This window comes from Luteimonas wenzhouensis (assembly GCF_007859305.1).
GTDB lineage: Bacteria > Pseudomonadota > Gammaproteobacteria > Xanthomonadales > Xanthomonadaceae > Luteimonas > Luteimonas wenzhouensis.
On the sequence record NZ_VOHE01000006.1, the window covers coordinates 73,849 to 96,612 of the forward strand.

Consider the following 22,764-nt stretch of genomic DNA (forward strand, 5'->3'; position numbering starts at 1 on the left):
TCGGCGGTGGACGTGGCGGCGCGAGTATGCGCGCCGCGGCGCGGCGGCGCCGTGATCGGGATCAGGCGTCGCCGGGATCGACCGCGATGCCGTCGTGCCGGGCCCGCGCTTTGCGGCGGCGCAGGCGCGCACGCGGGCCGCGGCGCGGTCAGGCGCGGGCCGGCGCAGCGGTCACGCCCCGGCTTCGTGGTGCTTGTCGCCGAGCAGGACGCGGCCCTCGCCATCGACCACGGTGACCTCCACCTCGATGCCCTGGCGTACGCTCTGGGTCACCACGCAGAAGTCCTCGAACTGGGCCAGCACCCGGTCCAGGGCCTGGTAGTCGGCATTGTGCCCGGGCAGGTGCAGGGTGACCGCGGCCGAGGGGATCCGCCAGCGGCCCTGCGGGTTGCGCTGCGGCACGGCGATGATCTCCGCGCGCAGCGGCCCGGGGGCGTTGCGGTGCTTGCGCAGGGCGAACAGCAGGCTGGCGGCCAGGCAGTTGGCGACCGCGGCCAGCAGCATGCGCGACGGGTTCGGGCCGCGGTCGTGGCCCAGCGGCGGCGGCTCGTCGGTCAGCAGCGGCGCCAGGGTGGTGTCCTGGAACTCGACCCGGAAGGCGAAGTCGCCGTCCTGTTCGAGGTGGATGCGGATCGGGCTGTCGATGCTCATGTCAGGCTCCCATGGCGGGCGGATCGGGGACGTCCCCGGGCAGTGTGCGCGCGAGCAGCGCGTAATACAGCAGCGGGATGACGAACAGGGTTAGCGCGGTCGAGGCCAGGATGCCGAACAACAGCGAGATCCCCAGGCCGTTGAAGATCGGGTCGTCGATGATGAACACCGCGCCGGCCATCGCCGCCAGCGCGGTCAGCGCGATCGGCTGGGCGCGCACCGCGCAGGCGTCGACGACCGCGTCGGCCAGGCGGCGTCCGCGCGCCAGTTCGTGGTTGACGAAGTCCACCAGCAGGATCGAATTGCGCACGATGATGCCGGCCAGCGCGATCATGCCGATCATGCTGGTGGCGGTGAACTGCATGCCCAGCAGCGCGTGCCCGGGCATCACCCCGACCACGGTCAGCGGGATCGGCGCCATGATCACCAGCGGCACCAGGTAGGCGCGGAACCAGGCCACCACCAGCAGGTAGATCAGCACCAGGCCCGCGGCGTAGGCCAGGCCCATGTCGCGGAACGTTTCCCAGGTGATCCGCCACTCGCCGTCCCACTTGACCGAGAAGCCCGCGGTGTCGCCGGGCGCGGCGAAGTAGTGCTGCGCCAGCCGCTCGCCGTCGACCGCCTCGCGGGCGAGCTGCCCGGCCAGGCCGAACATCCCGTACAGCGGGCTGTCGGCCTCGCCGCCTTCGTCGCCGGTCACGTACACCACCGGCAGCAGGTCCTTGTGGTGGATCGCGCCGTCCCAGCCGGTCGCGCGCGTCTCGACCAGTCCCGACAGCGGCACCAGCCGGCCGTCGCCGCCGCGCACGCGCAGCGAGAGCAGGCCGTCGGGCGTAGCCTGGTCGGCGGGCGGCAGGCGCAGCCGGATCGGCCGCGGATACTTCGAGCCGGCGTCGACCACGTACGCGGCATCGTGGCCCGACAGTCCTGCGGCGATGGTCGTGGCGATCGCCGCCTGCGACACGCCCAGGCGCGCGGCGCGGCCGCGATCGACCGCCAGCACCTCGCCCGCAGCGTCGGCCTCGACGCTGGTGTCGACGTCGACGATGCCGTCGGTGGCGAGGAAGCGCTGCGCCAGCGCCAGCCCCAGCTGCCGCTGCCGTGCGTAGTCGGGGCCATAGACCTCGGCCACGATCGGCGCGAGCACCGGCGGGCCCGGGGGCACTTCCACCACCTTGACCGAGGCGCCGTGGCGGCGGCCGATCCCGGCCAGCGCGGGACGCAGCGCGCGGGCGATGTCGTGGCTCTTGCGGCGACGCTCGCGGCGGTCGACCAGGTTGACCTGCAGGTCGCCGACGTTGGCGCCGGCGCGCAGGTCGTACTGGCGCACCAGGCCGTTGAAATTGATCGGCGCGGCGGTCCCGGCGTAGGCCTGGTAGTGCAGCACCTCGGGCACCTGCCCGAGCGTGGCGGCCAGCTCGGCGAGCACCGACGCGGTGTCCTCCAGGCTGCGGCCCTCGGGCAGGTCGACCACCACCTGCAGCTCCGACTTGTCGTCGAAGGGCAGCATCTTCATCACCACCACCCGGAAGCCGGCCAGGCCCGCGGCCGCCAGCACCAGGGCGGCCATCGACGCGAACAGCAGCAGGCGCCGGCGACCGCCGCGGGCCGGATCCAGGAACGGCGCCAGCAGCCGGCCGAAGCCACGGTGCAGGCGCGCGGCGATGGCGCCCGCCGCGTGGCCGGCGCCGCCCGCGCGCCGCCCCAGCAGCTTCAGCGACAGCCACGGCGTCGCCACCAGCGCCACCAGCAGCGACAGCAGCATGCCGACCGAGGCGTTGATCGGGATCGGGCGCATGTACGGCCCCATCAGCCCGCCGACGAAGGCCATTGGCAGCAGGGCCGCGATCACGGTGAAGGTGGCCAGGATGGTCGGGCCGCCGACCTCGTCGACCGCCGCCGGGATCGCCTCGCGCAGCGTCGTACCGCCGAGCGCGAGGTGGCGGTGGATGTTCTCCACCACCACGATCGCGTCGTCGACCAGGATGCCGATCGCGAAGATCAGGGCGAACAGCGACACCCGGTTGAGGGTGAAGCCCATCGCCCACGACGCGAACAGGGTCAGCGCCAGGGTCAGCACCACCGCGGCGCCGATCACCAGCGCCTCGCGCCGGCCGAGCGCGAACAGCACCAGCAGCACCACCGCGGAGGTGGCGAACAGCAGTTTCCTGATCAGGGTCCCGGCCTTGTCGCTGGCGGTGGCGCCGTAGTCGCGGGTGACCTCGACCTGCACGCCTTCGGGGATCACCTGGCCGCGCAGCGCGTCGACCCGCTCGAGCACGCGGCGGGCGATCCGCGAGGCGCTGGTGCCGGGCTGCTTGGCGATCGCCACCGTCACCGCGGGCGCGGTGCCGGCCGCGGGCCCCGGGCGTGCGGCCGGTGCGCCGTGCCAGACGTAGCTCGACGGGGTGTCGGCGCCGTCGGTAATCCTGGCCACGTCGCCCAGCCGCACCGGCTCGCCGCCGCGTACCCCGAGCACCAGCGATTCGACTTCCTCGCGCCCGGCGAGGAAGCGCCCGGCGGTGACCTGGACCACACCGTCGGCGCCGACGCGCTCGCCGGCCTGGAGCGCGAGGTTGGCCGCCTGCAGCGCGGCCGACAGGTCCTCCACCGCCAGGCCGTGGCTGGCCAGGCGGACGGGGTCGAGTTCGACCACCAGCGCGCGCTCGGGGGCGCCGATGGTGAACACGTCGCGGGTGCCGGGGATGCGCTTGAGTTCGGTTTCCAGCGTATGCGCGACTTGCGCCAGCTCGCGCGCGCCGCGTTCGGCGTCGTCGGTCCACAGGGTCAGGGCCATCACCGGCACGTCGTCGATGCCCTTGGGCCGGATCAGCGGCTGGCCCACGCCCAGGCCCTGCGGCATCCAGTCCTGGTGCGAGAACACCTTGTCGTACAGCCGCACCAGCGCGGCCTGCCGCTCCACGCCGACCTCGAACTCGACCGTGGCGACCACCTTGCCGGGACGGCTGACCGAGTAGGTGTGCTCGACGCCCTCGATCTCCGACAGCACCTGCTCGAGCGGATACGCCACCATCTGCTCCACCTGGCGCGCGTCCGCGCCCGGGAAGGGCACGATGACATTGGCCATGGTGACGTCGATCTGGGGCTCTTCCTCGCGCGGCGTGATCGCTAGCGCGACCACGCCCAGCAGCAGGCCGAGCAGGGCCAGGACGGGGGTGAGCGGATTGGCCTGGAAGGCGCCGGCAAGGCGCCCGGCGATGCCCGGCCGCGGGGCCGCGGACGCGGCCACGTCACCGGCCCCCGCGCGCGGCGACCAGCGCCTGGCGCGCCGCCACCGGGTCGGCGGCGATGGTCTCGCCCGCCCGCAGGCCGGCGATCACCTCGACCTCGCCGGACGCGGCCTCGCCCAGCCGCAGCTGGCGCAGCGACAGCCCGCCGTCGCCGAGCACGTAGGCGGCGACGACCTCGCCACGGCGCACCAGTGCGGTGGCGGGGATGCGCGGATGCGCGGCCCCGGCCGCCGCCGGGAAGCGGACCTTGGCCAGGGTGCCGGGCGCGGGCGCCGGCGCCAGCGCCGGCAGCCCGACCCGGACCCGGACCGTGAGGGTCGCTGCCTCGGCGGCGGGGAACACCACCACCTCGTCCGCGGCGAGGGTGCGTCCATCGGACAGCTGCACGCTCGCGCGCGGATCCTCGCGCACCGCCTCGGCCACCGCCTGCGGCAGCGCCACCTCGATCCGCAGCGCGTCGGGAGAGAACAGCGTGGCCAGCGGCTGGCCGGGCGCCACCGCTTCGCCCGGCTCGACCTGGCGGCGGGCGACGATGCCCTCGTAGGGCGCGCGCACCACGGTGTAGCCGGCCCCCTGCCGGGCGCGGGCCAGCGCGGCGCGCGCGGCGTTGCGGGCGGCGACGGCGGCGTCCCGTGCGGCCTGCGCCCGCTCCAGCTGCGCCTGCGAGACGTAGCGGCCCCGCGCCAGCTCGAGGTGGCGCGCGTGCTCGGCCTCGGCCTCGCGCGCGGCGGCCTCGCTGGCGCGCAAGCCGGCCAGGGCCGCGTCCACCGCCGACTGCTGCTCGACCGCGTCCAGGCGCACCAGCACCGCGCCCGCGGCCACCCGGTCGCCGACGTCATGGGCCACCTCGACCACGCGCCCGCCGGTCTGCGCGGTCAGCGTGGCCTGGTTCACCGCCTCGACCACCCCGTCCCAGGCCCGGCCGGGCCCGCTGGCCGGATCGGCGACCACCAGGGTTTCCAGGTCGCCGGGCGTCACCGGGCCGGGCGCGGGCCCGCCGTCGCCCGCGCAGGAGGCGACCAGGGCGGCCAGGAGCGCGGCCAGGAGCGGGGCGCCCGGGCGCCGGGCCTGCAGTCGCATCGCCGGCGGCCTCAGCGGAAGGCGCAGCCGGCGGGGATGCCCAGCCGCGCGAACAGCTTCGCCGCCGGGCAGAAGCCGGTGATGCTGGCCTGCACCAGGTTCAGTCCGACGAAGGCGGTGAGCAGCAGCCACCAGGACGAGACGAAGTGCCCCAGCGCGAGGCTGGCCAGCACCATCAGTCCGGCGAAGGCGAGGACGGCGCGATCGAGGTTCATGGTGACTCCTGCGGAAGCGCCGGGATATTCCGGCAGTAGTTAAATTAGAATTTGCTTATATTAGGGTCAACTGATAAGTTGGCGGCACCGCCCGAGGCCGCGTCCGCAGGACCGGCCGCCCCAGGAGGACCGATGCCCAGTGCCACGCCCCGCTTCGACCTGGACGCCATGCAGGCCCACGCCGGTGAGGCGGCCCGGCTGCTCAAGGCCCTGGCCAACGAGCGCAGGCTCCAGGTGCTGTGCCTGCTGGCCGACGGCGAACGGCCGGTGGGCGAGCTGGCGCGGCTGCTGCAGCTCAGCCAGTCGGCGGTGTCCCAGCACCTGGCGGTGCTGCGCGAGGAGGGCCTGGTGGCGACCCGGCGCGAGGCCCAGCAGGTGTACTACGCGCTGGCGCCGGGCCCCGGCGCCCGGCTGATGGAGACGCTGCACGCGATCTACTGCGGCGCCGGCGCCGACCCGGCCGCGGCGTGAGGGTGGTCGTGCGCCAGGGCCGGTGGGGGCCGATGGAGGAAATTCCGCGCCCGTGCATCGTACCCCTCAGGACGGTCGCTCCACGACCGCTGCAGACAGGGCGAAACCCCGGAGGGAAATGATGCAAGAGCGAGGCGATGCGCTGCGGCGCGCGGTGCGGCTGGGACTGCTGGCCATGGTCGTGGGCGCCGGCCCGGTGCTGGCTGCCGATGCGACGTTCGAGGTCGAGGGCGGCAGCCTGGAGCAGGTGCTGCCCGAGTTTGCGCGCCAGGCGGGCCTGCAGATCATCGCCCCGGCCGGCGAGGCCGGCCGGCCTTCGCCCCAGGTGCCCGCGCTCAGCGGCACCATGGACACGCGCGAGGCGCTCGCGCGCCTGATCGCCAACACCGGGCTGGAGGTGGCCGCGGACGACGGCCAGACCATCACCCTGTACCGGCCGCAGGTGCTGGCCTCGCTCGCCGCCGCCCCGGCCCCGCGCCCGCAGGACGCGACCCCGGCGCCGGAGCCGCCGCCACCGCCGCGCGAGGCCCCGCGCCCCGAGGCAGCGCCGCCCGCGCCGGCACCGGAGGCGACCACGCTCGACCAGATCACCGTGGTCGGCAGCCAGATCCGCGGCTCGGCCGCGACCGCGATCCTGCCGGTGGTGACCCTGCAGCCGGAACAGATCGAGGCCACTGGCGCGGTCTCCGGCGACGACCTGTACCGCTCGATCCCGCAGATGGGCGACGTGTCCTTCGTCGGCACCAACGGCGGCAACAGCTCCAACTACGCGCGTGGCGACATCGCCTCGGTGAACCTGCGTGGCCTGGGCGTGGGCAATACCCTGCTGCTGGTCAACGGCCGCCGCACCGTGGTCCATCCCACCAGCCAGGCCGACGGCAACCTGGTGCCGGTGCTCACCTACAACGCCAACGCGATCCCGGTCGGCGGCCTGCAGCGGGTGGAAGTGCTGCTTGACGGCGCCGCCGCGATCTACGGCACCGACGCGGTGGCGGGCGTGGTCAACAACGTCCTGCGCGACGACATGCACGGCGGCGAGATCACCGTGCAGGCCGGCACCGGCGAGGGCACCGGCCTGCGCGACTGGGGCATCAGCGGCATCGTCGGCCGCAACACCGACGACCTGCGCGGCAACCTCACCCTGTCCTTCAACCACTACCGCACCACCGGCATCGATTCCCACGACTACGACTGGACGTCGACCGCCGACCGCCGCTTCGACTTCATCGGTACCCGCTTCGAGGGCGACCCGAGCCTGGACGCGCGCAGCGCGACCAGCGCCTGGGGCAACTTCACCACCGGGACCGGGGTGAGCCGGGACGGCCAGCTGGTCACCTCCGGCGCCGGCGCCTTCCACGTGCAGCCGGTGACCAATACCGCCTGCGCCGCCGAGCTCGGCGACGGTGTCTGCGTGGCCAGCGGCAGCAAGGCCAGCTCCGGCGCCGACCGCAACCTGCGCTCGGACGCGCAGGCGCAGTGGCCGCTGTCGCTGACCCCCGAGGTGCGCCGCACCAACCTGTTCCTGACCAGCAAGTGGGCGTTCGACAACGGCATCGAGTTCTTCAGCGAACTCGGCTACTACCATGCCGACGCCGACAGCCTGCAGATGCCGGTGAACTCGATCGCCGCGCTGCCGGTGGTGGTGCCGGCCAGCAACTACTGGAATCCCTTCGGCGCCGCCGGCAGCCCCAACCGCCTCGACGGCCTGGACATCGGCCCCGACGGGCTGCCGGTGACGATCTCCTCCTACCGCTTCGAGCGCCCCACCCGGATCCAGGTGGAGAACGAGCAGGTGCGCGCCCTGGCCGGCCTGCGCGGCTCGCACCTGGGCTTCGACTGGGAGTCGGCGCTGCTGTACTCGCGCGCCCAGGTGGTCGACACCCAGCAGGCGGTGAGCATGACCCTGTTCCAGCAGGCGTTGGCCGACGCCGGCCCCGGCGCCTACAACCCGTTCTGCGGCGGCTGCAACAGCGACGAGGTGCTCGACCGCTTCTTCGTGGACGCCGTGCGCCGCAGCCGCACCGGGCTGTGGCTGTGGGACTTCAAGGCCTCGCGCCCCGACCTGTTCAGCCTGCCCGCGGGCGACGTCGGCATCGCGGTGGGCGTGGAGGCGCGGCATGAAACCCAGCTCGACGACCGCGATCCGCGGGTCGACGGCAGCGTGCTGTTCGTCGACGCGGTGACCGCGCGCGAGCTGCCCAGCGACATGTACGGCGTCAGCCCGACCCCGGACACCGAAGGCTCGCGCACGGTGCACGCCGCGTTCGCCGAACTGTCGGTGCCGCTGGTGTCGCCGGACATGGACGTGCCGCTGGTGCGCTCGCTCGACCTGCAGCTGGCCGGCCGCGCCGAGCGCTACAGCGACTTCGGCAACGTCGCCAAGCCCAAGCTCGCCCTGGGCTGGGAGCTGGTGGACGGCCTGCGCCTGCGCGCGTCCTGGGCCGAGGGCTTCCGCGCGCCCAACCTCGAGCAGGTCAACGCCACCCTGATCAGCCGCTCCAACACCCGCACCGACTACATCCAGTGCGAGGCCGACGTGCGCAGCGGCGCTTCCGACAGCTTCACCAACTGCGCGCACAGCGCCTCGACCACCGCGCGCCGCTCCGGCAACCCCGACCTCGAGCCCGAGACCTCGACCAACACCAGCGTGGGCATGGTCTGGCAGCCGCGGTTCCTGCCGGAGGCGGCCGGGCGCTGGCTGTTCTCGGTCGACTACTTCAAGTACGAGCAGGAGGGCATCATCGGCCTGTTCGGCGAGGGCAACGCGCTGACCTTGGACTACCTGCTGCGGCTGCAGGGCTCGAGCAACCCCAACGTGGTGCGCGCCGACCCGACCGTGGACGACATCGCCCGCTACGCCGGCACCGGCCTGGAGCCGGCGGGCCGGGTGCTGTACGTGCACGACCGCTACGTGAACCTGCAGCCGCAGACGGTGCGCGGCCTGGACTTCGCGGCCTCGTGGCGTTCGCCGCAGACCGCTGCGGGGCAGTTCGGCGTGTCGATCAACGGCACCCACGTGATCGAGTTCTACCGCGACCTGTCGCCCGACATCCAGGTGCTGGCCGACGCCCGCGACTCGGGGGTGATCGACGGGTCGGTGTTCATCGCCGGCGGCGGCGACCTGCGCGCGCAGGGCGGCACCCCGGAGTGGCGCTGGAGCGGCACGGCCACCTGGCGCCTGGGCGCCTTCAGCATGGGCGGCAGCCTGCGCTACACCGGCGCGGTCTGGGACACCGGGCTGGCCGACAGCGACGGCAACCGCTGGCAGGTGGACTCGCACACCATCGCCAACCTGTTCGCGCGCTACGAGTTCGACGGTCCGGGCTTCGCCGAGGGCCTGTCGGTCAAGTTGGGCGTGAACAACGTCGCCGACAAGCGCCCGCCGGTGTCGTCCAACGCCTACGGCTACCTGTCCAACCTGTACCAGCCGTACCCGCGCTACTGGTACATGAGCGTGACCAAGTCGTTCTGATGGCCACGCGGGACCCGGACGCGCGCGCGCAGTCACCGCTGCCGGAGGGCCGGACGGCCTGGCTGGCCGAGCACGTGCTGCCGCACGAGCCGGCGCTCAGGGGCTGGCTGCGCGAGCGACTGGCGCTGGCGCCGGCCGACGTCGACGACGTGGTCCAGGAAAGCTATGCCCGGCTGGCGGGGATGGGTGCGGTGGACCACGTGGCCGAGCCGCGCGCCTACCTGTTCACGGTGGCGCGCTCGCTGGTGCAGCAGCAGCTGCGGCGCAGGCAGGTGGTGGCGATCGAGACCATGGCCGAGCTCGACGGGCTCGGCGCGGAGGCGCCCCAGGCCTCCCCGGAACGGGTCGCCTCGGCGCGCGAGCAGCTGGCGCTGGCGCAGCGGCTGCTCGCGGCGATGCCCGCGCGCTGCCGCCAGGTGTTCCGCCTGCGCCGGATCGAAGGGCTGTCGCAGCGCGAGGTGTCCGAGCGCCTGCGGATCAGCCAGAGCACCGTGGAAAAGCACATGATCCGGGCGTTGCGGCTGATGATGGACGGGATCAGCGCCGCCCCGGCCGGCGACGGGCAGGTGCCCGGGGCCGGGGTGGACCACATCGGGCGCGAGGAACGAGCGCATGGCCAAGGTTGATCGCGACGACATCGACGCCACCGCCGCCGCCTGGGTGGTGCGTGAAGACCGGGGGCCGCTGGCGGAGGCCGAGCGCCTGGAGCGCGACCGCTGGCTGGCCGCGTCGTCGCGGCATTTCGGCGCCTACGCCCGCGCGCGCGCGGTGCTGGCCTGGAGCGGGCGCGCGTCCGCCCCCGCGGCGGCCGCCCGGCGACCGCGCTGGCCGCTGGCGGTGGCGGCGAGCCTGCTGGCGGTGCTGGCGGCGGGCGCGTGGCTGGCCTGGCCGCAGGGCACGCTGCACCAGACCGGGCGTGGCCAGATCCTGCGGATCGCGCTGGAGGACGGCTCCACCGCCACGCTCGACGCGGACACCCGCCTGCGGGTCCACTACGGTGCCCGTGGGCGCGAGCTGCGCCTGCTGCGCGGCACCGCCCTGTTCGACGTCGCCCCCGACCCCGACCGTCCGTTCTCGGTCGAGGCCGGTGGCGCCCGGGTCACCGCCGTGGGCACGCGTTTCAGCGTCGGCATGGACCGGCTGGGCCGCACCGCCGGTCCGGTCGAGGTGCTCGTCAGCGAAGGCGTGGTGGACGTGGCCGACGGCGGCCGCCATCCGGTGCCCGCGCGCCTGCAGGCCGGCATGCGCGCGCTGGTGCGGCCGACCGCGGGGGTGGAGATCGCCCCGGTCGGGGAACAGGAGCTCGACCAGCGCCTGATGTGGCGCGAGGGCATGCTGGCCTTCAACGGCGACACGCTGTCGGTGGCCGCGGCCCGGTTCCGCCACTACAGCGACATCCCGATCCTGATCGACGACCCGGACGTGGGCAGTCGCCGCGTCGTCGGCCTGTACCCGGCCGCCGACCCGGTCGGCTTCGCCCGCAACGTGGCCCTGAGCCTGGGCCTGGAAGTGCAGCAGGTGGGCGACGGCATCCGGCTGTCCGCGCCGCGCGCGCCGCAGCGGCCGCCGGGCCGCGAACTGCAGTGAGGCCGGGCACGATGCCGCGCGGGTGGGCCCGCGTCCTGGTCGCGCTGCTGGCGCTGGCGCTGGCCGGTGCCGCGCAGGCGGACGTGCTGGTCCGTGGCGCGCAGGTGTTCGACCCCGACACCGGCACGGCCGCGGTCGCCGACGTGCTGGTGCGCGGCGACCGGGTGGAGCAGGTCGGCCCCGCCCTGGCCGCGCCCGACGGCGTGCGCGTGGTCGAGGCCGCCGGCCTGGCGCTGGTGCCCGGCCTGCTGGACCTGCACACCCACTGGACCCCCAATACCCGGCCCTCGGCCGTGCCGGCGGTGGCCAACGCCTACCTGGACGCGGGGGTGACCACGGTCACCGACTACCACCAGGCGCCCGAGGCGCACGCGCCGCGGCGCGCATGGCTGGCGCGGCTGGCCGCGCCCACCGTCCGGTTCGGCGCCCGGATCAGCACGCCGCTGGGCCACGGTGCCGACTGGGCCGACCAGGCCACCACCCGCTGGGTCAACTCGCCCGCCGCCGCGCGCGCGGCGGTGGATGCGATCGCCGCCTACCGGCCGGACTTCATCAAGGCCTTCACCGACGGCTGGCGCTACGGCAACGCCGCCGACAACACCAGCATGGACGAGGCCACCCTCGCCGCCCTGGTGGACCAGGCGCACCGCCACGGCATCCGCGTGTTCAGCCACACGGTGACGGTGGAGCGGGCGAAGCAGGCTGCGCGCGCGGGCGTGGACCTGATCGCACACAGCGTGTTGGACCGCGCGGTCGACGACGAGCTGGTGGCGCTGATGCGCGAACACGGCACCGCCTACGGACCGACGCTGGCGGTGTACGAACCGGTGCGCATCGGCGATGCCGCGCCCGCCGACCCCGGGGCCCCGGTGCTGCAGCGGCGCCGCGCCAACTTCGCCGTCGCCCTGGCCAACGTGAAGCGGCTGCACGAGGCCGGCGTGCCGGTGGTGGTGGCCACCGACGCCGGCATGCCCGGCACCCCGCACGGGCGCGCCACCACCCGCGAGCTGGAGCTGCTGGTGCGCGCCGGGCTGTCGCCGGCCGAGGCGCTGCGCGCGGCCACCGCCACCGCCGCGCGGGTCCTGGGCATGGACGACCGCGGCCGGATCGCGCCTGGCATGCGCGCCGACCTGGTGCTGGTCGAGGGCGAGCCCTGGCGCGACGTGGCCGCGATGCAACGCGTGCGGCGGGTGTTCCTGGCCGGCGTCGAGGTCACCGGCCCCGACGCGCGCCGCCCGGCCGACAACGCCCGCCAGCACCTGCCGCCGGTGGCGCTGCCGGCGCTGATCGACGACTTCGAGCGCGACGACGGCCGCACCGCGCTCGGCACCCTGCGCATCACCGACGCCGACGGCGGCAACGACCGCACCTGGCAGTCGAGCCTGCGCATCGCCCGCGCCGACGGCCCGGGCCACGTGCTCTCCACCCACGCCCGGCTGTCGCATTCGCCGCGCGCCTTCGCCGCGGTGCTGCTGCCGCTCACCCGCGGCTCGGTCGGCCCGGCCGACCTGGGCGCCTGGGCCGGGCTGTCGTTCCGCGCCCGCGGCGAGGCCCGGCGCATCCAGGTCGAGGTCCGCGGCCAGGACGGGCGACGCTGGGCGCACCGGTTCGAGCTCGGGCCGCAGTGGCGCGACTACCGGGTCGGCTGGGACGCGTTCGCCGGCCTGCCGCCGTGGCGCGGTGACGGTCCACCGCCGGACTGGCGCCCCGACGACGCGCTGCAGATCGGCTTCTCGGTCGGCGGCGAGCCGGGCGGCGAGGCCTGGTTCGAACTCGACGACGTGCGCCTGTTCGACGCCGGGGTGCTGCCGTGATCCGGACGCTGCGCCTGGTCGCGGCCGTGGCCTGCCTGGCGGCGTCGGCGCCGCTGGCGCGCGCGGCCGACGTCGACCTCCACGCCGCGAAGGCGCGGGTGCGCGCGGCGGTCGAGGCCTGGGCCGGACCGCAGGACGCCCTGGCCCAGGCGCTGTGGGAACGGCCCGAGCTGGGCTATCGGGAACACGCCGGCTCGGCGCTGCTGCAGGAGCGCCTGCGCGAGGCGGGGTTCGAGGTCGAGGCGGGCGTGGCCGGGATCCCGACCGCCTTCGTCGCCCGCGCCGGGCGGCGCGGGAACGGCCCGGTGATCGCGCTGCTGGCGGAGATGGACGCACTGCCGGGCATGTCCCAGCAGGCGGTGCCGGTGGCCTCGCCGGTGCCGGGCCAGGACGCCGGCCACGCCTGCGGCCACAACCTGTTCGGCGCCGCCGCGGTGGGCGCGGCGCGCGCGATCGCCGGCTGGCTGCGCGAGGGCGGCCACCCGGGGGAGGTCCGGGTCTACGGCACCCCGGCCGAGGAGGGCGGCTCGGGCAAGGTGTTCATGGTCCGCGCCGGCCTGTTCGATGACGTCGACGTGGTGCTGCACTGGCACCCGGCCGATGCCAACTCCGCCGCCCAGTCCACGAGCCTGGCCAACATCAGCGGCAAGTTCCGCTTCCACGGCGTGGCCGCGCACGCCGCGATCTCGCCCGAGCGCGGCCGCTCCGCACTCGATGGCGTGGAAGCGCTCAACCACATGGCCAACCTGCTGCGCGAGCACGTGCCCGAGGGCACCCGCATCCACTACGCGGTCACCGACGGCGGCCGCGCGCCGAACGTGGTCCCGGCGCGCGCCGAGGCGTACTACTACGTGCGCCACCACGATGCCGAGGTAGTGCGCGACGTGTTCGCGCGGCTGCACGACGCCGCCCGCGGCGCGGCGCTGGGCACCGGCACCACGGTCGAGTTCGAGCCGCTGGGCGGGGTCCACGGGCTGCTGCCCAACGACACCCTGGGCCAGGTGCTCGACCGCGCGCTGCGGGAGGTCGGCGGCGTGCACTACGACGAGGACGACCTCGCCTTCGCCCGCGCGCTGCAGCCATCGCTGGACGTGCCCAGGCCGGTCGAGTCCGCGCTCGAGGTCGCGCCGTACCGCAGCGACGTGCGGGGGCTGGCGTCCACCGACGTGGGCGACGTGAGCCGGGTGGTGCCGACCGCCGGCCTGTCCACGGCGACCTGGGTGCCCGGCACCCCGGCGCACAGCTGGCAGGCGGTGGCCGCCTCGGGCACGGCGATCGGGCGGCGCGGGGCGCGCAACGCGGCCGCGGCGCTGGCCATGGCCGCGGTCGAGCTGTACCTGCGGCCGGACCTGGTGCAGGCGGCGCGGGCGGAGTTCGTCCGGGCGCGCGGCGACGCCGGCTACCGGCCCCTGCTGCAGCGCGAGGTGCCGCCGCTCGACTATCGCGGGCCGGCTGCGCCCTGAGCCCCGGGCCGCAGGCGGGCGGCGGCAGGCTCAGTCCGCGCCGGGATGGCGCGCGCGCCACTGCGCGAGCCGCTCGCGGTAGTCCGCCAGGGCCTCGTCGTACAGGTCGTATACGCAGGGGTCGCAGCCGCCGCCGCAGCAGTCGCCGGGCAGCGGCCGCTCCGGCGGCACCGGGCGCGGGTCGCCGGGGTCGGCCGGCCCCGGCGGACCGGGCGCGGGCGCGGGCGGGATCGACATGCCGCCATGGTCGCGCGTACGGTCGTCACGGTTCAAACCTTCCGCGCAGCGCGCAGCGGGCCCCGCCACGTAGAATCGGCGCCGAACGTGAACAGGGGCACGTGCGCTTCCATGCCTTCAGCGCTTGGCACCCACCGCGCCATGCGGGCATGGCGGCGGCTGGCCTTGGTCGTGCTGGCCTGCGCCGGCCTGTTGCCGGCGACGCCGTCGCGCGCGCTCGACCCGGAGATGCGGGCCGCGCATTACACGGTCACCCGCTGGAGCGCGGACGACGGGCTGCCGCACAGCCAGATCCATGACATCGGCCAGGATCCCGACGGCTTCCTCTGGGTCGCCACCTGGGAGGGCACGGCCCGCTTCGACGGGCTCGGCTTCACCCCGGTCAGGGGCCTGCACGAGGCGGCGGGCGGGCGGCTGGCCTCGCGCCTGGTCTGGCGCGACGACGACGGCAGCATGCTGGTGGCCATCGACGGCCCCGGCCTGCTGCGCGCGTCTTCGGACCGCGCGCCGGGCCCGGCCTGCGCCGGCACCGCCGAACTCCCGGTCGCGCGCATCGCCGCGGCGGCCGGCGGCGGCGCCTGGCTCGCGGCCGCCGACGGGCTCTACCGGCTGCGGCCGGGCGGGCGCTGCGAGCGGGTGCCGGGGGGCGAGAGCCTGGCCGGGCGCGCGGTCAACGCGCTGCTGGCCCAGGACGACGGCAGCCTGTGGCTGGGCCTGCCGCGTGGCCTCTACCGCTGGCACGGCGGGCCGCTCGAGGCGCTGGGCGAGGGCCTGGGGCTGCCGCCGGGCGAGGTCCGCGCACTGGCCCGCGATGCCCGGGGCGCGACCTGGATCGCCGGCGAACAGGGCGTGTGGCGGCACCTCGACGGCCGCCTGGACCGCATGCGCGGCGAGCGCGCCGAGGGGCTGCTGGTGGACCGCGGCGGCGCGGTCTGGGTGGCGGCCACCGACGGTATGGTGCTGCGCTACTGGGAGGGCCGCTGGGACCAGCTGGGCCGCGGCGAGGGCGTGGTCGGCTATGCCACCGGCGCGCTGTTCGAGGACCGCGAGGGCCTGCTGTGGTTCGGGACCACCCACGGCCTGTTCCGGATCGCCGACGGGCCGGTGCGCGGCATCGTCCGCCAGCCCGGGCTGCCTTCCGACTACGTGCGCAGCGTGATGCAGACCGCCGACGGCACGGTCTGGGTCGGCCACGCCGCAGGGTTGAGCCGGCTGGGCCCCGGCGGCTTCCAGTCGCTGTTCCCCGCGCCGGGGCAGGCGCCGGCCAGCGTGCTGGCAATGGCGGCCGCCGCCGACGGCGGGATCTGGGCCGGCACCTACAACCGCGGCGTGCTGCGGGTGGCGCCGGGGGGCGTGCGCGTGGAGCCGCTGGTCCCCGACGACCACCCGCTCGCCACCGAGCAGGTGCGCGCGCTGCTCGAGGCGCCCGACGGCACCCTGTGGATCGGCACCGAGCGCGGCCTGCTGGCGTGGCGCGGCGGGCGCCTCGACCCCGATCCGTTGCCCGGCCTGCCGGCGCTGCCGGTGCGCGCACTGCACCTGGCCGGCGACGGGCGGCTGTGGATCGGCCAGATGGGCGGACTGGCCTGGCGCGAACCCGACGGCCATCTGGTGGCGCAGCGGCCGGGGCTGCAGTTTCCGGCGCAGTCGGCCTTCGATTTCCTTGCCGATCCCGACGGCGGGATCTGGATCGCCACCGACCGCGGGGTGCTGCGCCACGACTCCGCCGGCTACCGCGCCTACGGCGTCGAGCACGGGCTGTCGGGCAGCACCGTGTTCCGGATCCTGGCCGACGATTTCGACAACCTCTGGCTGACCGGCAACCGCGGCGTGCTGCGGGTGCGGCGCGGGGCGTTCGCGGCGGTGGACCGCGGCGAGCGCGCGCGCCTGGATGTGGAGTGGTTCGGCCGCGACGACGGCATGCCCAGCCGCCAGGCCAACGGCGGCAGCTGGCCGGCCGGCTGGCGCCTGGCCAGCGGCGAACTGTGGGTGCCGACCGCCGGCGGGATCGCGGTATTCGCCCCGGCGCCGGTGATGGACCGCGGACGCGACACGGTGCCGCTGGTGATCGACGCGCTGCAGGTCGACGGCGAGGAGCGCCCGGCCTCGGCGCCGGGACGCTTGCCCGCCGGCGCGCGGCTGCAGGTCCGCTACGCCGGCCTCAGCCTGCGCCAGCCCGGCGCGCTGCGCTACCGCTACCGGATGCGGGGCGTCGATCGCGACTGGGTCGAGGCCGGGGCCACCCGCGAGGTCACCTACACCAACCTGCCCGGCGGCGCGCTGCGGTTCGAGCTGCAGGCCGCTTCCTCGTTCACCGACTGGAGCCGCCCGGCCGCGTCCGTCGGCCTCGACCTCGAAGTGGACACGCCCTGGTGGCGCCGGCCCTGGGCGGCGGTGGCGGTCGCGCTCGGGCTGCTTGGCGCACTGGCGTGGCTGCAGCGTGCGCTGGGCCGCCGCCACCGCGAGCGCCAGCGACGGCTGGAGGCGGTGGTCGCCCAGCGCACCGAGGAGCTGCAGCGGACCAACGAGCAGCTCGAGGCGGCCTCGCGCCAGCGCGAACTGCTGATCGAACAGCTCGCCTACCAGGCCAGCCACGATCCCTTGACCGGCCTGCCCAACCGCCGCGCCGGCGACCAGGCGCTGGCGGCCGCGCTGCAGCAGGCCGACGCCAGCCACGGCCCGTTGTGCGTGGCGATCGTGGACGTGGACCGCTTCAAGCACGTCAACGACCGCCATGGGCACCAGGCCGGCGACCGGGTGCTGGCCCAGGTGGGCCTGCAGCTGCAGGCCTCGCTGCGCGGGCCGGGCCTGAGCGTGGCCCGCCTGGGCGGCGAGGAGTTCCTGGTGGTGCTGGGGCAGACCCCGCTGGCCACCGCGGTGCGCCTGCTCGAGGCCGCGCGCCGCGACATCGCCGCGATGCCGCTGGGGCTCGACGGCCCGGACCTGCCCTGCTGCACGATCAGCGTCGGCCTGGTCCAGCGCAGCGGCCAGGAGGGCATCGACGCCCTGCTGCAGCGCGCCGACGCGGCACTCTACGAAGCCAAGCGCCAGGGACGCGACCGCATCGTCACCGCCTGAGGCGGCGCGTGGCGGTCAATCGCCGCGGCGGGCGCGGGCGAAGGCGTCGGCCAGGGCGCTGTTGCCCGGGGGCGCGGCGGAACGGGCAGGGCCGCCGCCGGGCCTGCCGCCACGGCCGCCGTCGCGGCGCGGCTCGCGGCCGCGCCGCGCCTGCTCCTGGGCGCCGCGCGGGGCGGGGGCGTCGTCCAGGCGCCGGGTCAGGGCGATGCGCCGGCGCGCGATGTCCACCTCCAGCACCTTTACCTTGACGATGTCGCCGGCCTTGACCACTTCGCGCGGATCCTTGACGAAGCGGTCGGAGAGCGCGGAGATGTGGATCAGCCCGTCCTGGTGCACGCCGATGTCGACGAAGGCGCCAAACGCGGCCACGTTGCTCACCACGCCCTCGAGGACCATGCCCTCGCGCAGGTCCTTGATGTCCTCCACGCCCTCGGCGAACTTCGCCGCCCGGAATTCGGGGCGCGGATCGCGGCCGGGTTTCTCCAGCTCCTTCAGGATGTCGCGCACGGTCGGCTCGCCGAAGCGCTCGTCGGTGAACCGGGCCGGCTCGAGGGTGCGCACGAAGGCGCCGTCGCCGATCAGCGCCTGGATCGGCCGGCCGGTGGCCTGGACGATGCGTTCGACCACCGGATAGGCCTCGGGGTGCACCGCCGAGGCGTCGAGCGGCTCGTCGCCGCCGGCGATGCGCAGGAAGCCGGCGCACTGCTCGAAGGTCTTCTCGCCCAGCCGCGGCACCTTCAACAGGTCCCTGCGGCGCCGGAACGGGCCGTTGGCGTCGCGGTAGGCGACGATGTTCTCGGCCACCGAGGCCGACAGGCCGGACACCCGCGCCAGCAGCGCGCTCGAGGCCGTGTTCACGTACACGCCGACCGCGTTCACGCAGTCCTCGACCCTCGCGTCGAGCGCGCGCGCCAGCTTGTACTGGTCGACATCGTGCTGGTACTGGCCGACGCCGATCGCCTTGGGTTCGATCTTCACCAGTTCGGCCAGCGGGTCCTGCAGCCGGCGCGCGATCGACACCGCGCCGCGCAGCGAGACGTCGAGGCCGGGAAATTCCTTCGCCGCGAGCTCCGAGGCCGAGTACACCGAGGCGCCGGCCTCGCTCACCACCGCCTTGCGCAGGCCCAGCTCCGGATGGCGCTTGATCATGTCGGCCGCCAGACGGTCGGTCTCGCGGCTGGCGGTGCCGTTGCCGATCGCCACCAGCTCGACCCGGTGCGCGCGGCACAGCGCGGCAAGGGTGGCGATCGAGGCGTCCCACTGCCGGCGCGGCTCGTGCGGGTAGATGGTGTCGGTGGCCACCAGCTTGCCGGTGCCGTCGACCACCGCGACCTTCACCCCGGTGCGCAGGCCCGGATCCAGGCCCAGCACCGGGCGCGGGCCCGCGGGCGCGGCCAGCAGCAGGTCCTTGAGGTTCTCGCCGAACACCGCGATCGCCTGGGCCTCGGCCTGTTCGCGCGCGCGGGCAAACAGGTCGATCAGCAGGTGCAGGTGCAGCTTGGCCTTCCATGCCAGGCGGCAGGCGTTGCGCAGCCAGGCGTCGGCCGGGCGGCCCTGGTCGCGGATGCCCGCGTGCAGGGCGATGCGGCCTTCGGCGTACTGGTGCCCGGCCTCGGGGTCCTCGCCCGGCTCCAGGTCGAGCGTGAGCACTTCCTCGCGCCGCCCCCGCAGCAGCGCAAGCAGGCGGTGCGAGGGGATCTTCGCCAGCGGTTCGGCGTGGTCGAAGTAGTCGCGGAACTTCTCGCCGCCCTGTTCCTTGCCCTCGACCACCTTCGCGCGGATCCGGCCGGTGTTCCAGAGCCATTCGCGCAGCTCGCCGATCAGCGCCGCGTCCTCGCCCCAGCGCTCGATCAGGATCGCGCGCGCGCCCTCCAGCGCGGCCTTCGCGTCGGCCACGCCCTTGCCGGCGTCGACGAAGCCGGCGGCGAACTCCTCCGGCACCAGGGTCGGGTCCTGCAGCAGGCCGTCGGCCAGCGGCTCGAGCCCCGCCTCGCGCGCGATCTGGGCGCGGGTGCGGCGTTTGGGCTTGTACGGGAGGTACAGGTCCTCCAGCCGCGACTTGCTGTCGGCGGCCTCGATGTCGGCGCGCAGTGCGTCGGTCAGCTTGCCCTGCTCCTCGATGCTGGTCAGGATCGCGGCACGGCGCTCCTCCAGTTCGCGCAGGTAGGCCAGGCGCACCTCCAGGTTGCGCAGCTGGGTGTCGTCCAGGCCGCCGGTGGCCTCCTTGCGGTAGCGGGCGATGAAGGGCACGGTCGCGCCCTCGTCGAGCAGGGCGATCGCGGCCACGGCCTGTTCGGGGCGTGCGCCGACTTCCTCGGCGATGGTCTGCGCGATCTTCCGGGCGGTCGCGGGCGGGAGTTGGGACATGGACGACGGTGGCGGGCGGCGCACGGCCGCGGAGCGGCGATTGTGCAGGCCGGCGACCCGCACCGGAAGGCGTTGACAGCGGCGCCGCGGTCGCGTTGGCCGCCGCCTCAGGCCTGGCGGCGCACGTCCGCGGATGCGCGCCGGCGCCACGGCAGCGGGATGTTCAGCAGCACCAGCGCCAGCCACGCCAGCCGGCTCGACGGCGATTCGCGGTCGGGCGGCTGCAGCTGCGGGTCGGCCGGGCGGGCCTGGTCGTCGATGGCGTATTCGCCTGCGTCGAGCGCCTGCAGGATCTTCCGCGCGCGCGGCGCATCAGCCGCGGCCACGCGCAGCTTGGCGCCGCCGATCGCCAGCCGCCATTCCCAGTTCGCCAGCGCCAGGTGCTCGTCGCCCAGGTGCGCTTCGATGCCCTCGGCCTGCAGCAGGCCGCGCGCGATCTGCGCCTGGACCGGATCGGTGTAGCTGGCGACCACGATGGACATGCGCGTGGATGATTCGGGCCCGGCCACAGGCTACGCTAAGGGGCGAACCGGTGCCGCGACGCACGACGCGCCGGCGCACGTTCCACACGAGGTGCCCCGATGCCCAAGCGCGCGCTTTCCGCCATCCTGGTCGCCTCCGCGCTGGCCCTGGCCGGCTGCGGCGGCCAGGGCGAGAACGTGCCGGCCGCCGCCGCCGTCGACGCGTCGGCCCCGAGCCGGGTCGAGGAATGGACCCTGCCGCCCACCCTGCCCGGATCGGCCTCGCCGAGCCTGTCGGTCACGCCCGACGGGCGCCTGCTGCTGGGCTGGACCAATTCGCAGAAGGGCCGCCGCCACATCTTCCAGTTCAGCAGCTACGCGCCGGACTGGGGCCGCTGGATGCACCAGATGAGCACGGTGGCGATCGGCAACCGCATGTTCGTGAACTGGGCCGACGTGCCGCACCTGCTGGCCACGCCCGACGGCGCGCTGTGGGCCCACTGGCTGCAGAAGAGCGGCGATGCGCCCTACGCCTACGACGTGGTGCTGAGCCGCTCGCGCGACGGCGGCGCGAACTGGGCGCCGCCGGTGCTGGCGCACGACGACGGCACCCGGACCGAGCACGGTTTCGTGTCGATGTGGGCGCACGGCGCCGACGCGCTCGGGATGGCCTGGCTGGACGGTCGCCACACCGGCGGCGGCCATGGCGGGCACGATGGGGCGATGACCCTGCGCGCGGCGGTGTTCGACGCCAGCCTGGCGCGCAGCGGGGAGGTCGAGATCGACCCGCGCGTGTGCGACTGCTGCCAGACCGCGGTGGCGATGACCGCCCGGGGGCCGCTGCTGGTCTACCGCGGCCGCGGCGCCGACGAGGTGCGCGACATCCTTGCCACGCGCCACGACGGCAGCGGCTGGCGCCCGCCCGCGCCGGTGCACGTCGACGGCTGGGTGATGCCGGCCTGCCCGGTCAACGGGCCGGACGTGGCCGCCCGCGGCGAGGCTGCGGTGGTGGCCTGGTACACGGAGGCCGGCGGGGAGCCCGAGGTGCGCGCGGCCGCGAGCGCGGACGCCGGCGACCGCTTCGCCGCGCCGGTCACGATCGACGCGGGCCCGGCGGTGCTGGGCCGGGTCGCAGTCGCGCTCGACGCCGACCAGGCCTGGATCCTGTGGCAGCGCGAGGACGCCGGCGGGCAGTCGCTGTGGCTGTCGCGTCGCAGCCCCGACCTGGCGGTGGAACACGAACGCATCGAGCTGGCGCGGCCGCGCGGCGAGGGGCGCGCCACCGGCTTCCCGCAGCTGGCGTTGGCCGGCGGCGCCGCCTGGGTGGTCTGGACCGACGTGGCCGACGGCACGCCCAACCTCAAGGGCGTGCGCATCGTGCGCGGCCGGTGAGTGCGGCGCCGGCCGCCGCCGCGCCGCCGGATCCGCCGGGTGCGCCCGACGCGATCGCGGTCCTGTACCGGGACCCGCACCTGGCCGTGGTCGACAAGCCGGCCGGACTGATGGCCCACGCCAGCGCGCTGGCGCGGGGCGAGCGCGACTTCCTCGCCGACCGCCTGCGCGAGCAGTTCGGGGGGCCGGTGTACATGGTCCATCGCCTGGACCGCGCCACCAGCGGCTGCCTGCTGCTGGCCTTCGACCGCGACACCGCCGCCGCGCTGGGCCGCGCGCTGATGGCCGGCGAGGTGGACAAGCAGTACCTGGCGGTATGCCGCGGCTGGCCCGGGCCGGCGTTCACCATCGACCATCCGCTCGACGGCGGCCCGGGCAAGCCGCTGAAGAAACCGGCGCTCACCCGTTTCGAGCGCCTGGCCACCTGCGAGCTCGACCTGCCTTCGGCCGGCTTCCCGACCTCGCGCTACGCGCTGCTGCGGGCGAGACCGGTGACCGGGCGCTTCCGCCAGATCCGTCGCCACCTCAAGCATGCCTCGCACCATCTGGTGGGCGATACCAGCCACGGCGACGGACGCCACAACCGCCACTTCCGCACGCTCGGCATCCACCGCATGCTGCTGCACGCCTGGCGGCTCGGGTTCGCGCACCCGGCGACCGGCGTCCCGATGCGGGTCGAGGCGCCGCCGGACGCGCAGTTCCGGCGCGCGCTGGCCCTGTTCCCCGGCGCCGACGACGCTCTCGCCGCGCCGCCGGCGTCGACCACGGCCTGACCGCGCATGGCCGGCATCGCCATCCGCGAGGGCATCACGATCCCCGACCACGAGATCGTCGAACGCTTCGTCCGCGCCAGCGGCGCCGGCGGGCAGAACGTGAACAAGGTGGCGACCGCGGTCGAACTGCGCTTCGATGTGGCCCGCTCGCCCTCGTTGCCCGAGCCGGTGCGCGCGCGACTGCTGGCGCGGCGCGACCGGCGCATGACCGACGCCGGCGTGCTGGTGATCCAGGCGCAGCGCTTCCGCACCCAGGAGCGCAACCGCCAGGACGCACGCGAGCGCCTGCAGGCGTTCATCGACTCCGGCCTGCGCGCGCCCAAGCCGCGCATCGCCACCCGCCCCTCGCGCGCCGCGCGCGAGCGGCGCCTGGTCGACAAGCGCCAGCGTAGTACGATCAAGCAATCACGCGGCCGGCGCGACTGGGACTGAGGCCGGGGCGGGGCCGCGAC

At 75.1% G+C, this 22,764-nt stretch carries 17 protein-coding genes; 10 read left to right on the top strand and 7 right to left on the bottom strand.

Features of this window, described 5'->3' with window-relative positions; translation table 11 throughout:
• Positions 1 to 171: 171 nt before the first annotated feature.
• The 4 genes from FQY79_RS11555 to FQY79_RS11570 are packed head-to-tail and all read right to left on the bottom strand — an operon-like array spanning position 172 to position 5,197.
• On the bottom strand, positions 172 to 651 hold the full coding sequence (locus FQY79_RS11555; RefSeq protein ID WP_146313066.1) for an OsmC family protein: 480 nt from the start codon (positions 649 to 651) through the stop codon (positions 172 to 174).
• A 1-nt stretch (position 652) separates the two neighbouring features.
• Positions 653 to 3,901 (bottom strand): efflux RND transporter permease subunit, encoded by a 3,249-nt coding sequence (locus FQY79_RS11560; RefSeq protein WP_146313067.1) that lies wholly within the window; start codon positions 3,899 to 3,901, stop codon positions 653 to 655.
• Position 3,902: 1 nt separating this feature from the next.
• Positions 3,903 to 4,982 carry an efflux RND transporter periplasmic adaptor subunit gene (locus tag FQY79_RS11565; RefSeq protein ID WP_146313068.1) on the bottom strand — a complete coding sequence of 360 codons (1,080 nt, stop codon included), beginning with the start codon at positions 4,980 to 4,982 and terminating at the stop codon, positions 3,903 to 3,905.
• A gap of 11 nt (positions 4,983 to 4,993) precedes the next feature.
• Entirely contained in the window at positions 4,994 to 5,197 is a 204-nt protein-coding gene (locus FQY79_RS11570) for a YgaP family membrane protein (protein WP_146313069.1), read from the bottom strand.
• Between the two features lie 132 nt (positions 5,198 to 5,329).
• On the opposite strand from FQY79_RS11570, the gene FQY79_RS11575 reads away from it, so the two are divergent.
• From FQY79_RS11575 to FQY79_RS11600, 6 genes are all read left to right on the top strand, one after another.
• A complete protein-coding gene (locus FQY79_RS11575; protein ID WP_222434282.1) occupies positions 5,330 to 5,668 on the top strand; it encodes an ArsR/SmtB family transcription factor in 339 nt (112 codons plus the stop codon).
• 121 nt (positions 5,669 to 5,789) lie between these two features.
• Positions 5,790 to 9,140: a TonB-dependent receptor gene (locus tag FQY79_RS11580; RefSeq protein ID WP_222434283.1), complete on the top strand. Its 3,351-nt coding sequence runs from the start codon at positions 5,790 to 5,792 to the stop codon at positions 9,138 to 9,140.
• Positions 9,140 to 9,766 (top strand): RNA polymerase sigma factor, encoded by a 627-nt coding sequence (locus FQY79_RS11585; RefSeq protein WP_146313071.1) that lies wholly within the window; start codon positions 9,140 to 9,142, stop codon positions 9,764 to 9,766. Before FQY79_RS11580 ends, FQY79_RS11585 begins: the two co-directional genes overlap by 1 nt.
• Positions 9,753 to 10,727 carry a FecR family protein gene (locus FQY79_RS11590; protein ID WP_146313072.1) on the top strand — a complete coding sequence of 325 codons (975 nt, stop codon included), beginning with the start codon at positions 9,753 to 9,755 and terminating at the stop codon, positions 10,725 to 10,727. Before FQY79_RS11585 ends, FQY79_RS11590 begins: the two co-directional genes overlap by 14 nt.
• Positions 10,728 to 10,738: 11 nt before the next feature.
• Positions 10,739 to 12,541, top strand: a complete 1,803-nt coding sequence (locus FQY79_RS11595; RefSeq protein ID WP_246123101.1) for an amidohydrolase family protein — start codon at positions 10,739 to 10,741, stop codon at positions 12,539 to 12,541.
• Positions 12,538 to 14,004, top strand: a complete 1,467-nt coding sequence (locus tag FQY79_RS11600; protein WP_222434284.1) for an amidohydrolase — start codon at positions 12,538 to 12,540, stop codon at positions 14,002 to 14,004. The genes FQY79_RS11595 and FQY79_RS11600 overlap by 4 nt, the downstream gene beginning before the upstream one ends.
• A gap of 30 nt (positions 14,005 to 14,034) precedes the next feature.
• On the opposite strand, the gene FQY79_RS11605 is transcribed toward FQY79_RS11600, so the two are convergent.
• Positions 14,035 to 14,241 carry an oxidoreductase-like domain-containing protein gene (locus tag FQY79_RS11605; RefSeq protein ID WP_146313073.1) on the bottom strand — a complete coding sequence of 69 codons (207 nt, stop codon included), beginning with the start codon at positions 14,239 to 14,241 and terminating at the stop codon, positions 14,035 to 14,037.
• Positions 14,242 to 14,352: 111 nt separating this feature from the next.
• Here FQY79_RS11605 and FQY79_RS11610 point away from each other — a divergent pair, with 111 nt between their 5' ends.
• Positions 14,353 to 17,319 (top strand): ligand-binding sensor domain-containing diguanylate cyclase, encoded by a 2,967-nt coding sequence (locus FQY79_RS11610; RefSeq protein ID WP_186759995.1) that lies wholly within the window; start codon positions 14,353 to 14,355, stop codon positions 17,317 to 17,319.
• Between the two features lie 15 nt (positions 17,320 to 17,334).
• On the opposite strand, the gene FQY79_RS11615 is transcribed toward FQY79_RS11610, so the two are convergent.
• Both FQY79_RS11615 and FQY79_RS11620 read right to left on the bottom strand, forming a co-directional pair.
• On the bottom strand, positions 17,335 to 19,686 hold the full coding sequence (locus FQY79_RS11615) for a Tex family protein (RefSeq protein WP_146313075.1): 2,352 nt from the start codon (positions 19,684 to 19,686) through the stop codon (positions 17,335 to 17,337).
• Between the two features lie 107 nt (positions 19,687 to 19,793).
• Positions 19,794 to 20,168, bottom strand: coding sequence for a putative signal transducing protein (locus FQY79_RS11620; protein WP_146313076.1), 375 nt, complete (start codon positions 20,166 to 20,168; stop codon positions 19,794 to 19,796).
• A gap of 99 nt (positions 20,169 to 20,267) precedes the next feature.
• On the opposite strand from FQY79_RS11620, the gene FQY79_RS11625 reads away from it, so the two are divergent.
• Genes FQY79_RS11625 through arfB form a run of 3 tightly spaced genes read left to right on the top strand, consistent with a single transcriptional unit; the run spans position 20,268 to position 22,744 of the window.
• Positions 20,268 to 21,539 carry a sialidase family protein gene (locus FQY79_RS11625; protein WP_146313077.1) on the top strand — a complete coding sequence of 424 codons (1,272 nt, stop codon included), beginning with the start codon at positions 20,268 to 20,270 and terminating at the stop codon, positions 21,537 to 21,539.
• Positions 21,536 to 22,312 carry a pseudouridine synthase gene (locus FQY79_RS11630; protein ID WP_246123102.1) on the top strand — a complete coding sequence of 259 codons (777 nt, stop codon included), beginning with the start codon at positions 21,536 to 21,538 and terminating at the stop codon, positions 22,310 to 22,312. The genes FQY79_RS11625 and FQY79_RS11630 overlap by 4 nt, the downstream gene beginning before the upstream one ends.
• A 6-nt stretch (positions 22,313 to 22,318) precedes the next feature.
• Entirely contained in the window at positions 22,319 to 22,744 is a 426-nt protein-coding gene (arfB, locus tag FQY79_RS11635) for an alternative ribosome rescue aminoacyl-tRNA hydrolase ArfB (RefSeq protein WP_146313078.1), read from the top strand.
• Positions 22,745 to 22,764: the final 20 nt, after the last annotated feature.

Coding starts and splice junctions, on each gene's coding strand:
- FQY79_RS11625 (WP_146313077.1), top strand. CDS start 20,268: ATGCCCAAGCGCGCGCTTTCCGCCATCCTGGTCGCCTCCGCGCTGGCC.
- FQY79_RS11595 (WP_246123101.1), top strand. CDS start 10,739: ATGCCGCGCGGGTGGGCCCGCGTCCTGGTCGCGCTGCTGGCGCTGGCG.
- arfB (WP_146313078.1), top strand. CDS start 22,319: ATGGCCGGCATCGCCATCCGCGAGGGCATCACGATCCCCGACCACGAG.
- FQY79_RS11565 (WP_146313068.1), bottom strand. CDS start 4,982: ATGCGACTGCAGGCCCGGCGCCCGGGCGCCCCGCTCCTGGCCGCGCTC.
- FQY79_RS11605 (WP_146313073.1), bottom strand. CDS start 14,241: ATGTCGATCCCGCCCGCGCCCGCGCCCGGTCCGCCGGGGCCGGCCGAC.
- FQY79_RS11575 (WP_222434282.1), top strand. CDS start 5,330: ATGCCCAGTGCCACGCCCCGCTTCGACCTGGACGCCATGCAGGCCCAC.
- FQY79_RS11585 (WP_146313071.1), top strand. CDS start 9,140: ATGGCCACGCGGGACCCGGACGCGCGCGCGCAGTCACCGCTGCCGGAG.
- FQY79_RS11590 (WP_146313072.1), top strand. CDS start 9,753: ATGGCCAAGGTTGATCGCGACGACATCGACGCCACCGCCGCCGCCTGG.
- FQY79_RS11615 (WP_146313075.1), bottom strand. CDS start 19,686: ATGTCCCAACTCCCGCCCGCGACCGCCCGGAAGATCGCGCAGACCATC.
- FQY79_RS11580 (WP_222434283.1), top strand. CDS start 5,790: ATGCAAGAGCGAGGCGATGCGCTGCGGCGCGCGGTGCGGCTGGGACTG.
- FQY79_RS11610 (WP_186759995.1), top strand. CDS start 14,353: ATGCCTTCAGCGCTTGGCACCCACCGCGCCATGCGGGCATGGCGGCGG.
- FQY79_RS11555 (WP_146313066.1), bottom strand. CDS start 651: ATGAGCATCGACAGCCCGATCCGCATCCACCTCGAACAGGACGGCGAC.
- FQY79_RS11620 (WP_146313076.1), bottom strand. CDS start 20,168: ATGTCCATCGTGGTCGCCAGCTACACCGATCCGGTCCAGGCGCAGATC.
- FQY79_RS11570 (WP_146313069.1), bottom strand. CDS start 5,197: ATGAACCTCGATCGCGCCGTCCTCGCCTTCGCCGGACTGATGGTGCTG.